Source organism: Streptomyces sp. NPDC033270 (assembly GCF_055576575.1).
This window is the reverse complement of record NZ_JBVIRA010000002.1, coordinates 473,589-485,146: the sequence shown is the minus strand read 5'-3', so window position 1 is coordinate 485,146 and position 11,558 is coordinate 473,589. Positions and strand designations below refer to the sequence as shown.

Sequence of the window (11,558 nt, the reverse complement as noted above, 5' to 3'; positions counted from 1 at the left end):
TGTGAGCCCGATGAGCCAGGCGGCGCAGAATCTGAACTGGTTGATCACCAACTTCGTGGAGAACACCCCTGGGGTGTCGCACACGGTCGTGGTCTCCGCGGACGGTCTCCTCCTTGCCATGTCCGAGGGCTTCCCTCGGGACAGAGCCGATCAGTTGGCGGCGGTGGCCTCCGGGCTGACCTCGCTGACCTCCGGCGCCTCCCGCATCTTCGAGGGCGGGAGTGTCAACCAGACCGTGGTGGAGATGGAGCGCGGCTTCCTCTTCCTCATGTCCGTCTCTGACGGATCGTCGCTGGCCGTGCTCGCGCACCCCGAGTGCGACATCGGTCTGGTCGGCTACGAAATGGCCCTGCTGGTCGACCGTGCGGGTAGCGTCCTGACGCCGGACCTGCGCGCCGAACTGCAGGGAAGTCTTCTCAACTAACAGACAGGCAGTGCGTTTCCCGCCCCCGCGCCTTATGGTTCGGTGGCGCGACCGGCGTCAGACAGGCAAGTTGGAGGAGGAGACGTGGCAACGCCCCCTAGCGGATACCCGTACGGTTCCGGGCAGGAGTCCGGACCTGTGGGCGAGACCCATCACAACCGCTTCAACTTCCCGTCTGCGCCGAGCCGCCGGCCGCAGCGGCCCCAGCCGCCGCAGCCACAGCAGCAGCAGCCACGGCCGTACGGCTCCCAGCCGTACGAGCCGTCGGTGTACGACCAGCCGCAGGCGCCGCGCATCCAGCCGGTGCAGCCGCAGCGGCGTGCACCCGAGCCCTCCCCCACCGGCGCGAACAACCCGCTCGTTCGCCCGTACGCCATGACCGGAGGCCGGACCAGGCCGCGCTACCAGCTCGCCATCGAGGCGCTGGTCAGCACGACCGCCGACCCCGCCAAGCTGCAGGGCCAGCTGCCGGAGCACCAGCGCATCTGCCACCTCTGCCGCGAGATCAAGTCAGTTGCCGAGATCTCCGCACTTCTCTCCATCCCCCTCGGCGTCGCCCGGATCCTCGTCGCCGACCTGGCGGAGGCCGGACTCGTCGCCATCCATCAGCCCGGCGGGGACGAGACCGCCGGCGGACAGCCAGATGTGACACTGCTCGAAAGGGTGCTCAGTGGACTTCGCAAGCTCTAGCGGTGCAGCCCGCTCCACCACCTCCGCGAAGATCGTGGTGGCGGGCGGCTTCGGCGTGGGCAAGACCACGTTCGTCGGGGCCGTCTCAGAGATCAATCCGCTGCGTACCGAAGCCGTGATGACCTCCGCCTCCGCGGGGATCGACGACCTCACGCACGCGCCGGACAAGACGACCACGACCGTGGCGATGGACTTCGGCCGGATCACGCTGGACCAGGACCTGATCCTGTACCTCTTCGGTACGCCCGGTCAGGACCGCTTCTGGTTCATGTGGGACGACCTGGTACGCGGCGCCATCGGCGCGGTGGTCCTGGTGGACACCCGCCGCCTGGCCGACTGCTTCCCGGCGGTCGACTACTTCGAGAACAGCGGCCTGCCGTTCGTCATCGCCCTCAACGGCTTCGACGGGCACCAGCCCTACACGCCCGACGAGGTCCGTGAGGCGCTGCAGATCGGCCCCGACGCGCCGATCATCACCACCGACGCCCGGCACCGCAGCGAGGCCAAGAGCGCGCTCATCACGCTGGTCGAGCACGCGCTGATGGCCCGCCTGCGCTAGTCGAGGCCGTTCCTGGGCCCCAGGGCACCGCAGCGCCGCGTACGGGCTCCCCGTGCCCGCTCGCGCCGTACGAAAGGCCCCCACACCTCTTGGGTGCGGGGGCCTTCGTCGTACCCGGCCGCGGGCCCGTACCCGGCCGGGTGCGGGCCCGCGGCCGGCGCGGCGGCGTCACCGGCGCGCGGGGCACTCCTTCCAGGCGAAGTGGTACACGGTGTTGATGCTGCCGTCGGTGGAGTCCATGGCCATGAAGCTGGTGGCCCTGGGGTCCGCGGACTTGCCGTCCACCCGGAGCTCGGTGTTGATGTTGAAGTAGCGCTCCTCGCCGCAGGGCGCGTACACCAGGGCGTCGATGTCGGTCTCGTCCGCCGTCTGCCAGTTGTTGTCGTAGGGACCGGTGAAGGAGTGGCTCTTGCGGGCCGTCTCCTGCTGGCCCTGGAAGTAGTAGTTCGCCTGCTCCAGCCCCTTGGCGCCGGGGGCCAGGGAGGCGTAACCGCGGTAGTCGGCCCGGGCGATGGCGTAGGTGAAGCCCTGCGGGACATGGACGTTCAGGGCGATCTGGCAGTTCTTGCGGGCGTCGGTGGGCTTGCTGGAGCCGCCCGCCTGGGCGAGGTACTCGCTGTAGGTGACGGTGAAGGCGGTGTTGTCGGGGGCGATGGCCACCGCGGCGCTGCCGGGTCTGCAGCCCGATCCGTTGACCGTGGCGACGGTTATGGTGATCTTTCCGGTGGGCGGTTCATCGCCGACGCGTGCCGGCGAGGTGGGGGATGCCGATCCGGCGAGGAGCAGGGATGCCACTGCGGCACCAGCACCGAGCGTGCTGAGCATGGGCACTTCCTTCCGGTCGTCCTAGGGCCCGCGGCGCGGGAACACCAGGAGTGGATGACGAGCGCATGCCAGCACGGGGATCTCGGCTTGAACAGCTCTGCTCCCGATGATTGGGGCGAACCTACGCCTTGATTCGGACGCCGACTGCCGAACCGGAACACCGCGGCCGATAAGCGACGGAGCCGCACATCACGGCGGTCCGGGTCGGCCGGGTCCGAAAACGCCGAGGGGCCCCGCGCTCGTGCGGGGCCCCTCGGTCACTCCTCGGTCGTTCAGCGCTGCCAGCTGGTGGCGCCGTGGAAGCCGCTCTGGCGCTCCAGGCGGCGCCAGCGGGCGGCGGTGGCGCGCGGGCCGGCCGGGGCGGCCGGCCGGTGGGCGGCGCGGGCCAGGAGGACGGCGGTCAGGGCGGCCAGCTCTTCCTCGCTGGCCTGGCCCTTCTCCACACGGATGGAGTCGGTGCGATGGGCAGGGTTCACGGTGTCTTCTCCGTCGTCGCGGTGGGCGTGGTGCCGGATGCGGTGCGGGATGTGGCTACTGGGGCGGGTTGCCGTGCTTACGGGCCGGCAGGTCCGCGTGCTTGGTGCGCAGCATGTCCAGGGCGCGGATGAGGGTGTGGCGGGTGTCGGCGGGGTCGATGACGTCGTCGACCAGTCCGCGCTCGGCCGCGTAGTACGGGTGCATCAGCTCGGACTTGTACTCCTTGACCATGCGGGTGCGCATGGCCTCGGAGTCGTCCGCCTCGGCGATCTGCTTGCGGAAGATGACGTTGGCGGCGCCCTCGGCGCCCATCACCGCGATCTCGTTGGTCGGCCAGGCGTAGGTCAGGTCGGCGCCGATGGACTGCGAGTCCATGACGATGTACGCACCGCCGTAGGCCTTGCGCAGCACGATCGAGATCCGCGGGACGGTGGCGTTGCAGTAGGCGTAGAGCAGCTTGGCGCCGTGCCGGATGATGCCGCCGTGCTCCTGGTCGACGCCGGGCAGGAAGCCCGGGACGTCCAGGAGGGTGATGATCGGGATGTTGAAGGCGTCGCACATCTGGACGAAGCGGGCGGCCTTCTCGGACGCCTCGATGTCCAGCACACCGGCCAGCGACTGCGGCTGGTTGGCGATGATGCCCACCACCTTGCCGTCGAGCCGGCTCAGCGCGCAGATGATGTTGGTCGCCCAGCGCTCGTGGACCTCCAGGTACTCGCCGTCGTCGACGATCTCCTCGATGACCTTGCGCATGTCGTACGGGCGGTTGCCGTCGGCCGGGACCAGGTCCAGCAGCGCGTCACCGGAGCGGTCGGCGGGGTCCTCGCAGGCGACCGTCGGCGGGTTCTCGCGGTTGTTGGCCGGCAGCAGGGACAGGAGGTAGCGGACCTCCTCCAGGCAGGTCGCCTCGTCGTCGTACGCGAAGTGCGCCACGCCGGAGGTCTCGGCGTGCACATCGGCGCCGCCCAGGCCGTTCTGGGTGATCTCCTCACCGGTCACCGCGCGCACCACGTCGGGGCCGGTGATGAACATCTGCGAGGTCTCGCGGACCATGAAGACGAAGTCGGTCAGGGCGGGGCTGTAGGCCGCGCCGCCCGCGCACGGGCCGAGCATGACCGAGATCTGCGGGATGACCCCGCTCGCCTTGGTGTTGCGCTGGAAGATGCCGCCGTAGCCGGCCAGGGCGGAGACGCCCTCCTGGATGCGGGCGCCGGCGCCGTCGTTGAGGGAGACCAGCGGGGCACCGGCCTGGATGGCCATGTCCATGATCTTGTGGATCTTGGTGGCGTGCGCCTCGCCGAGCGCACCGCCGAAGATCCGGAAGTCGTGTGCGTAGGTGAACACGGTCCGGCCGTGGACGGTGCCCCAGCCGGTGATCACGCCATCGGTGTAGGGCTTCTTGGCCTCCAGGCCGAAGCCCGTCGCCCGGTGCCGCCGCAGCGGCTCGACCTCGTTGAACGAACCCTCGTCCAGCAGCAGCTCGATCCGCTCGCGTGCCGTCAGCTTGCCCTTGGCACGCTGCGCTTCGGTCGCCCGCTCGCTGGGTCCTCGCCGGACCTGCTCACGGATGGCGTGCAGCTCGGCGACACGCCCGCGGGCGTCGGTGGCGCCGGCGGGCAGATCTTCGACAGTGGTCATGTATCGACGGTACGTGTGCGAGGGGCCGCACACCGATGTCGGTTTCGTACAACGTCCCATGCGTTTTGGTGGGCAGGCAGTACAGAACCGTCCTGTACCCGGCCCGCGTCCCGCGTCCGTTCGGGTGGTGGGAGCGCTCCTGTGCTGTATGGGCCCGACAAACGACAGCGCAGGGATGTTGTCGTGACCGGCGGTGGGCGGGAGCGGGACGGGCCGGGGTCAGCGCAACCGCACCGTGCAGGCGTGGGTGGTGCAACTCCTGCCGGGGGCCAGCCGCAGCCGCAGCGACCGCCCCGTGGCCAGCACCTCGATCGCCGGATCGTGGGCCGGCACCGCGCGCACCGGCCGCGACCAGGTGATCTCCAGCGTATCGCCGGAGCGGTCCGGGGCGGCCACGCACAGCCGGGCCGTCCGCCCCCACGCCCCGTCCCGCCGCTCGCGCACCAGCACGCTCGCCGGACCGCTGCTTTCGAGCGGCCCCGCCCGGCCGGCCCGCCAGAAGTTCGCCGCCGTTACGCCGAGCGGGTGGACCGCGATCGCCTGCCGGCCGGCGTCGTTGGCGAGCACGGTCAGCCAGCGCCGGTCGGCGGCCCGCCGCGCGACGGCGGCGGGGGTGGCACCCGGCATCAGGAGGTAGGCGTAGTGGGCGTCGGCCGGATCGGTGCCGTGGTCGTGCCAGAGGGTGAGGTAGCGGCGGGTGAAGGGCTGCCGGGAGGAGGTGGCGTTGATGTCGTGCCAGGAGCCGGTACGGGCCTCGCGCAGCGCGTTCAGGGCGGCGCCGCCGGGGAAGACGTAGCCGCCGTGCCCGGCGAGGTGGGCCCAGTGGGCGGACGGGAAGGAGTCCTGGTGGCCGAGCACGGCGGGCCGGGCCACGCCGTCGACGGTGAGCGTCTCGGTGCCGTACTCGCCCAGGCAGCGGTTGTCGACGACGGTCTCGGCGGGCACGCCGTCGCCGGAGCTGATGCCGGCGCCCAGGCAGACGACGCAGTCCGCCAGCGCGAACCAGGACTTCCGGGCGGTGAGGGTCGAGGACAGGCCGCGCAGGTCCTGGCCGATCGCGGCGAACTCGCCGTCGGTGGTGCCGCCGACCCAGCGCGCGGTGGGCTTGGGTTCGCCCCAGCCGCCGCCCTCGTTGTCGGCGAGCCGCTTGGTGGACACGGTGGTTCCGGGGAGCCGGTAGGGGTCGACGGTGGGCCAGAAGGCGTCCGTGTACTGCTCGCCCCCGAAGTCCGCGCCCCACCAATAGAGCATGCCGGCGCCGGTGTGCCAGCCCCTGGGGTTCTCGCCGTTGCCGTTCTCGTAGTACGTGATGCGGTCGGAGGCCATGGCCAGGCCCGCAGCCCAGCCGGGGCGGCGGTGCACGGCGCGGTCCATGGCCGGGAAGAGGCGGTGCCCCACGGGCTCGGGGGCGGCGGCCGCCGGACCGTCGGCGATCTTGTGCAGGCGGGCGAGGTCGGCGACGCCGTACTGCCGGTCGGTGCGGACCGGCAGCGTGGTGTCGCGGGCGATCCAGCCCTTGATCATGCCGTGCCAGCGCGCCCGCTCGGCGCTGCTCGCGGCCTCGGCGAGCAGCCCGACGGCGGCGATCAGCGCGTGCCCGTGGTAGTGGTCGCTGCGCATCACCCGCCGTTCGTCGCCCTGCAGATAACCGCGGCTGACGGCACGCCCGTTGACGCTGTCCATCATCAGGCCGTTGTGGAGCAGCGGGGCGTATGCGCGCTCGACGCTGTCGAAGATGATCTGCCGGGCCGGGTCGGTGATCTGCCAGGGCGAGTCACGCAGCAGGGTGAACAGCCGGCCCAGGCCGTCGAGCAGGACGTAGCCGTAGGTGCCGGAGTAGGCGACCCAGGAGTGCTGGACGAAGGAGCCGTCGGCGTAGAGGCCGTCGCCCTCGGTGACGTAGGGGAAGACCGGTGAGAGGGCGTCCCGGGCCAGTGCGATCTTGGCGGGGGCGCGGCCGAGGACGCCGCGCAGCGCGACCACCCGGCACAGGTCGACGCGGTTGGCGCCGGTGCTGGTGCCGGTGTAGTCGCCGAGCATGGTGTCGGGCACGAAGTGGTCGACGGCGGCGAGGCAGCGGTCGCGCAGTGCGCCGGGCAGCCCGTCGCCGGGCAGGCGGTCACCGAGGATCGCGAGGGTGTCGAGGAGGAGTCTGGGGCTGCCGATCTGCCACTCCCACCAGTTGCCGTAGCGGGTGGTGCCGGCGTGGTAGACGGTGGCTTCGAGGTGGTCGAGGCCGGTGACCAGGCAGTCGGCGAGAGCTGTGTCGCCGGTGCGGCCGGTGCCGGGCTGGGCGTAGGCGTGGGCCATGGTGCACAGCCGGTGGTAGCTCCGGGTGATGCCGGACGGCGGATCGTAGGGGCAGTCGTCCCAGAGCGAGCGGGCCGCCGGCCGCATCGCCGACTGGTAGGCGGCCGCGAGGTCGCCGGTCTCCTTGAGCACGGCGGCGTACGGCGGCGCGGCGGGGTCGAAGCCGGTGCCGAGGGCGAGCTCGCACCAGCGGGCCCGGAGGGCGGCGTAGGCATCGACGGGGGCGTCGCTCCCGGTGTCGGCGTTCGCGGGCCGGGCGGCGGCGAGGCCGAGCGCGCCCGCGGCGGAAGCGGTGAGAAATCCTCGGCGTGACCAGGCGGACGGGACGGGATCGAGCGGCACGGTCGGTCCTCTCCATGGCGTCAACTGGGGTGTGGCGCTGCGCACTTGGGAGTTCCCGATGGTCTAGCACGGGCTCCCGCGCAGCGGCAACGGCCGTGCCGCAACGCCGACCACCACCCGCCCGGGGGAACCCGGCCCGCGCACCCCGGCCGAACGAACCCACCACCACAGAGGTTGAAAGTTGAACTAGATGCGGCTACGGTGAATCTCGTTGAAGGTTAAACAACATTGTTGATCCGTCCCGGAGGAGGAGCCATGGCTCTGTTCACCCGCAAGCGCACCGCCGACACCGCCGCCCCTGCCGCCCTCGTCGAGGCGGACCCCGCGCTCGCCGCACTGACCGGCGACTACACCATCGACCCGGCGCACAGCAGCATCGGCTTCACCGTCCGGCACGCCATGGTCACCAACGTCCGCGGTGCGTTCGGCGCGTACGAGGGCACCCTCACGCTCGACGGCGCCGACCCCGCCCGCTCCACCGCCTCCCTCGACGTCGAGATCGCCAGCATCGACACCGGCATCTCGGACCGCGACGGCCATCTGCGCAGCGCCGACTTCTTCGACGCCGAGACCTTCCCGCTGATGACCTTCCGCAGCACCGCCGCCGAGCGGGTGGCCGGCGACCGCTACCGCATCACCGGGGACCTCACCCTCCGGGACGTCACCAAGCCGCTCACCATCGACCTGGAGTTCAACGGCTCGGCCACCGACGTCTACGGCGCCGAGCGGGTCGGCTTCGAGGGCAGCGCCGAGATCCTGCGCTCCGAGTGGGGCCTGACCTGGAACGCCGCGCTGGAGACCGGCGGTGTGATGGTCAGCGACAAGGTCAAGCTCACCTTCGACATCTCCGCGGTCAAGGCGGCCCCGCAGGCCTGACCGCACGCCCCCGCACAGCACCGCGGCCCCGCGCCGGCCCCTCCCCCGAGGGCCGTGCGGGGCCGCGGTCGCCTGCGGCGGTACCGCCTACTCCTGCGGCTCGACCCCGGCGCGCAGCAGCCCGTACGCGTAGGCGTCGTCCAGCGCCTGCCAGGACGCGGCGATGACGTTCTCCGCGACGCCGACCGTGGACCACTCGCCGCGGCCGTCGCTGGTGGAGACCAGGACCCGGGTGATCGAGCCGGTGCCCAGGGCGCCTTCGAGGATGCGGACCTTGTAGTCGACCAGCTCCATGTGCGCCAGCTGCGGGTAGATCCGCTCCAGGCCCACCCGCAGCGCCCGGTCCAGCGCGTTGACCGGGCCGTTGCCCTCGGCGGTGGCGACGATCCGCTCGCCCTTGGCCCACAGCTTCACGGTCGCCTCGTTGGCGTGTGTGCCGTCGGGGCGGTCCTCGACGATCGCGCGCCAGGACTCCACCTCGAAGTAGCGCAGCGCCTTGCCGCGGACCTCCTGACGCAGCAGCAGCTCGAAGGAGGCGTCGGCGGCCTCGTAGGTGTAGCCCGCCAGCTCGCGCTCCTTGACCCGTGCGACGACCCGGCCGACCAGCTCGCGGTCGTCGCTCAGGTCGAAGCCCAGCTCCTTGCCCTTGAGTTCGATGGAGGCCCGGCCCGCCATGTCGGAGACCAGCATCCGCATGGTGTTGCCGACCAGCGCCGGGTCGATGTGCTGGTAGAGGTCCGGGTCGACCTTGATGGCCGAGGCGTGCAGCCCGGCCTTGTGGGCGAAGGCGGAGACGCCGACGTAGGGCTGGTGGGTGGAAGGAGTGAGGTTGACGACCTCGGCGATGGCGTGCGAGATCCGGGTGGTCTCGGCGAGCTTGCCCTCCGGCAGCACCCGGCGCCCGTACTTCAGCTCCAGGGCCGCGACGACCGGGAAGAGGTTGGAGTTGCCGACCCGCTCGCCGTAGCCGTTGGCGGTGCACTGGACGTGGGTGGCGCCGGCGTCCACCGCCGCCAGGGTGTTGGCCACCGCACAGCCGGTGTCGTCCTGGGCGTGGATCCCCAGCCGCGCGCCGGTGTCGGCCAGGACGGTCCGTACGACGGCGGTGATCTGCGCGGGGAGCATGCCGCCGTTGGTGTCACAGAGCACCACGACGTCGGCGCCGGCCTCGCTCGCGGCACGGACGACCTGCTTGGCGTAGACCGCGTCCAGCGCATAGCCGTCGAAGAAGTGCTCACAGTCGAGGAAGACCCGGCGGCCTTGGGCGCGCAGGTGGGCGACGGTGTCCCGCACCATCGCGAGGTTCTCCTCCGGCGTGGTGCGCAGGGCCAGCTCCACGTGCCCGACATGGGACTTGGCGACCAGCGTGACGATCGGGGCTCCGGACGCGAGGAGCGCGGCGACCTGCGGATCGTCCTCGACGCGGACGCCGGCCTTGCGGGTCGCGCCGAACGCCACCAGCTGGGCGTGGCGGAAGTCGATCTCCTCGCGGGCGCGCTGGAAGAACTCGGTGTCCCGGGGGTTGGCGCCGGGCCAGCCGCCTTCGATGAAGCCGACGCCGAAGTCGTCGAGGTGCCGGGCGATGGTCAGCTTGTCGGCGACGGTGAGGTTGATGCCCTCGCGCTGCGCGCCGTCGCGGAGCGTGGTGTCGAAGACATGGAAGTCGTCGGACACCGCGCCGGCGGGCCGGGGGGCGGGCGCCGGGGAGGCTGCGTGTGCGTCCGTCATGCTGGTCTGGCTCCTGTCGGGGGTCTCGGTCTACCGGAATAACCGGTTCCACCGTCCCTCCATGCTCCCTCGCGCTCCGCCTCCGGTGAGTGGTGGGCCGGAAACGAAAAAACCCCTCGCGGGTGCGAGAGGTCTGCGCGCGGGTCTGGGACGACGGTGGCCGCGCCGTACTCGGGTCGTACGGGGCGGTCACTGCGGACCGGCGCGCCTGCTGCCAATAATCATGGCGAACGAGAGCACGGTCCGCAGTGTGCCATATCGGACGCACGGTGCACCTCGCGGTCTCACTATGCGGTCGGTCCGTCCACGCCGGCCCAGCGGCGGAGCGTGGCGGTGGCCCGCTCCCGGTCCCCCGGCGTCAGCTTGTCGAGGCTCATGTGGTGGCCCGCGTGCGGGGCCACGTAGACGTGGCTGTCGCGGCTGCCGGGGCCGGTACGGAACGGCTGGGCCCGGACGGGGTCGTTCCCGCCGTAGACGAACATCAGCTCACTGCCGTGATGGCGCACCCAGCGGTCGATGTCGGGCATGGCCGCCGGCTGGAAGCGCATCGGGATGTGCCGCGGCACGAGGGTGCGGATCCGCTGGATTCCGGGGTGGCGCAGCATTCCGGCCAGCTGCGGGGCGGCCCGCTCGCTCATGCCGAGCTGGGTGCCCAGCTGGTAGAAGGACGCGGTGACCAGGGAGAGGGAGAGGTCGCGGTAGCCCTGGAGGCTCATCACCCCGTCGAACCAGGCGTAGAGCGCCGCGCCGGTCGCCGAGCGCCCGGGGATGCGGTCGCAGCCCTCCTCGCCCCGCGCCATCCAGAAGCGCTCCGGCAGCATCAGCGTGGTGAACTCCAGCAGCCGGTCGGCGCTGCCGACGATGTGCAGGGTGTCGCCGTGGGCGGCGGCCGCGCGGGCGATACGGCCCGCCGTCTCCGCCCTGCGGGCTCCCAGCAGCTCGCGCTGGACGGCGGTGAGCGCCTGGCGGCAGGCGGGGCTGCCGACCCGCTCCAGGAAGCGGTCCTCGGCGGTGCCGTCCCGGTTGCCGGTGTGGTTGGGCGCCGAGTACGCCACGGAACCGGCCACGTCGTGCGGGTAGAAGCGCCGGTGGTAGACCGTCGCCATCCCGCCCTTGCTGCCGCCCGTGGAGATCCAGGGGGCGCGGTAGATCGTCCGCAGCGCCCGCACGATCCGGTGGTGGTCGGTGGCGGCCTGCCAGATGTCGAGCTTGGTCCAGTCGGTGGGATGGGGGGTGGAGCTGTCGAAGTACCGCTGCTCGACGCTGATCTGATTGCCGTTCAGGATCCGGGTCGGCTCGGCGCGCAGGGCGGGGTCCTGGTAGTCGAGGCCGTAGCCGTTGGTGTTCAGCACCATCGGCCGGTCGGTGGCGCGGTGCAGCAGGAACAGCCGCTGCTCGAAGGTGCCCCGGTCGGGGTGCCGGTGGTCGACCGGCTGGCGGTAGCGCAGCTCGATCGAGCGGTAGCCGGCCGGGGCGTGGTTCTCCTTGACCACCCGCATGCCGGGGACGGCCGCGAGCCGCGTGAAGATGTCGCCGGCGGCCGGGCGGGCGGCAGCGGCATGGGACGCCGCTCCCCGGCCCTCGGCGGGCCGGGCCGTCGCTGCGGACGGGGCCGCGACGCCCGAGGCCAGCAGCCCCGTCAGCAGCAGCGGCATGAGTACGTACCTGGGGTTCTTCATGCCACCCAGC

10 protein-coding genes are annotated in these 11,558 nt (G+C 71.7%); 4 read left to right on the top strand and 6 right to left on the bottom strand.

What is annotated here, in order from left to right; genetic code table 11:
* Positions 1 to 10 precede the first annotated feature (10 nt).
* The 3 genes from ACZ5XZ_RS05635 (at position 11) to ACZ5XZ_RS05625 (ending at position 1,673) form a co-directional block, all read left to right on the top strand.
* On the top strand, positions 11 to 424 hold the full coding sequence (locus ACZ5XZ_RS05635; protein ID WP_468974909.1) for a roadblock/LC7 domain-containing protein: 414 nt from the start codon (positions 11 to 13) through the stop codon (positions 422 to 424).
* 84 nt (positions 425 to 508) lie between these two features.
* Positions 509 to 1,114 (top strand): DUF742 domain-containing protein, encoded by a 606-nt coding sequence (locus ACZ5XZ_RS05630; RefSeq protein ID WP_468974811.1) that lies wholly within the window; start codon positions 509 to 511, stop codon positions 1,112 to 1,114.
* Positions 1,095 to 1,673: a GTP-binding protein gene (locus tag ACZ5XZ_RS05625; protein WP_073447656.1), complete on the top strand. Its 579-nt coding sequence runs from the start codon at positions 1,095 to 1,097 to the stop codon at positions 1,671 to 1,673. The genes ACZ5XZ_RS05630 and ACZ5XZ_RS05625 overlap by 20 nt, the downstream gene beginning before the upstream one ends.
* Before the next feature lie 168 nt (positions 1,674 to 1,841).
* Here the strand turns inward: ACZ5XZ_RS05625 and ACZ5XZ_RS05620 are convergent, their stop codons facing one another.
* The 4 genes from ACZ5XZ_RS05620 to ACZ5XZ_RS05605 all read right to left on the bottom strand — a co-directional run bounded on the left by ACZ5XZ_RS05620 (position 1,842) and on the right by ACZ5XZ_RS05605 (position 7,265).
* On the bottom strand, positions 1,842 to 2,498 hold the full coding sequence (locus ACZ5XZ_RS05620) for a DUF4360 domain-containing protein (protein ID WP_468974810.1): 657 nt from the start codon (positions 2,496 to 2,498) through the stop codon (positions 1,842 to 1,844).
* Positions 2,499 to 2,770: 272 nt separating this feature from the next.
* Positions 2,771 to 2,974, bottom strand: a complete 204-nt coding sequence (locus tag ACZ5XZ_RS05615; protein WP_384433788.1) for an acyl-CoA carboxylase epsilon subunit — start codon at positions 2,972 to 2,974, stop codon at positions 2,771 to 2,773.
* Positions 2,975 to 3,029: 55 nt separating this feature from the next.
* Positions 3,030 to 4,613 carry an acyl-CoA carboxylase subunit beta gene (locus ACZ5XZ_RS05610; protein WP_384433791.1) on the bottom strand — a complete coding sequence of 528 codons (1,584 nt, stop codon included), beginning with the start codon at positions 4,611 to 4,613 and terminating at the stop codon, positions 3,030 to 3,032.
* Positions 4,614 to 4,832: 219 nt separating this feature from the next.
* A complete protein-coding gene (locus ACZ5XZ_RS05605) occupies positions 4,833 to 7,265 on the bottom strand; it encodes a polysaccharide lyase 8 family protein (protein ID WP_468974809.1) in 2,433 nt (810 codons plus the stop codon).
* 255 nt (positions 7,266 to 7,520) lie between these two features.
* Here ACZ5XZ_RS05605 and ACZ5XZ_RS05600 point away from each other — a divergent pair, with 255 nt between their 5' ends.
* The gene (locus ACZ5XZ_RS05600; RefSeq protein WP_468974808.1) at positions 7,521 to 8,141 is read left to right on the top strand and encodes a YceI family protein; all 621 of its coding nucleotides are present in this window, start codon (positions 7,521 to 7,523) and stop codon (positions 8,139 to 8,141) included.
* 87 nt (positions 8,142 to 8,228) lie between these two features.
* Here the strand turns inward: ACZ5XZ_RS05600 and cimA are convergent, their stop codons facing one another.
* On the bottom strand, positions 8,229 to 9,869 hold the full coding sequence (gene cimA / locus ACZ5XZ_RS05595; RefSeq protein ID WP_468974807.1) for a citramalate synthase: 1,641 nt from the start codon (positions 9,867 to 9,869) through the stop codon (positions 8,229 to 8,231).
* Positions 9,870 to 10,156: 287 nt separating this feature from the next.
* Entirely contained in the window at positions 10,157 to 11,548 is a 1,392-nt protein-coding gene (locus ACZ5XZ_RS05590) for a S28 family serine protease (protein ID WP_468974806.1), read from the bottom strand.
* Positions 11,549 to 11,558: the final 10 nt, after the last annotated feature.

Bases quoted from the DNA above. Each gene is read 5' to 3' on its own strand.
- ACZ5XZ_RS05610 (WP_384433791.1), bottom strand. From the start codon at position 4,613: ATGACCACTGTCGAAGATCTGCCCGCCGGCGCCACCGACGCCCGCGGG.
- cimA (WP_468974807.1), bottom strand. From the start codon at position 9,869: ATGACGGACGCACACGCAGCCTCCCCGGCGCCCGCCCCCCGGCCCGCC.
- ACZ5XZ_RS05635 (WP_468974909.1), top strand. From the start codon at position 11: ATGAGCCAGGCGGCGCAGAATCTGAACTGGTTGATCACCAACTTCGTG.
- ACZ5XZ_RS05590 (WP_468974806.1), bottom strand. From the start codon at position 11,548: ATGAAGAACCCCAGGTACGTACTCATGCCGCTGCTGCTGACGGGGCTG.
- ACZ5XZ_RS05620 (WP_468974810.1), bottom strand. From the start codon at position 2,498: ATGCTCAGCACGCTCGGTGCTGGTGCCGCAGTGGCATCCCTGCTCCTC.
- ACZ5XZ_RS05600 (WP_468974808.1), top strand. From the start codon at position 7,521: ATGGCTCTGTTCACCCGCAAGCGCACCGCCGACACCGCCGCCCCTGCC.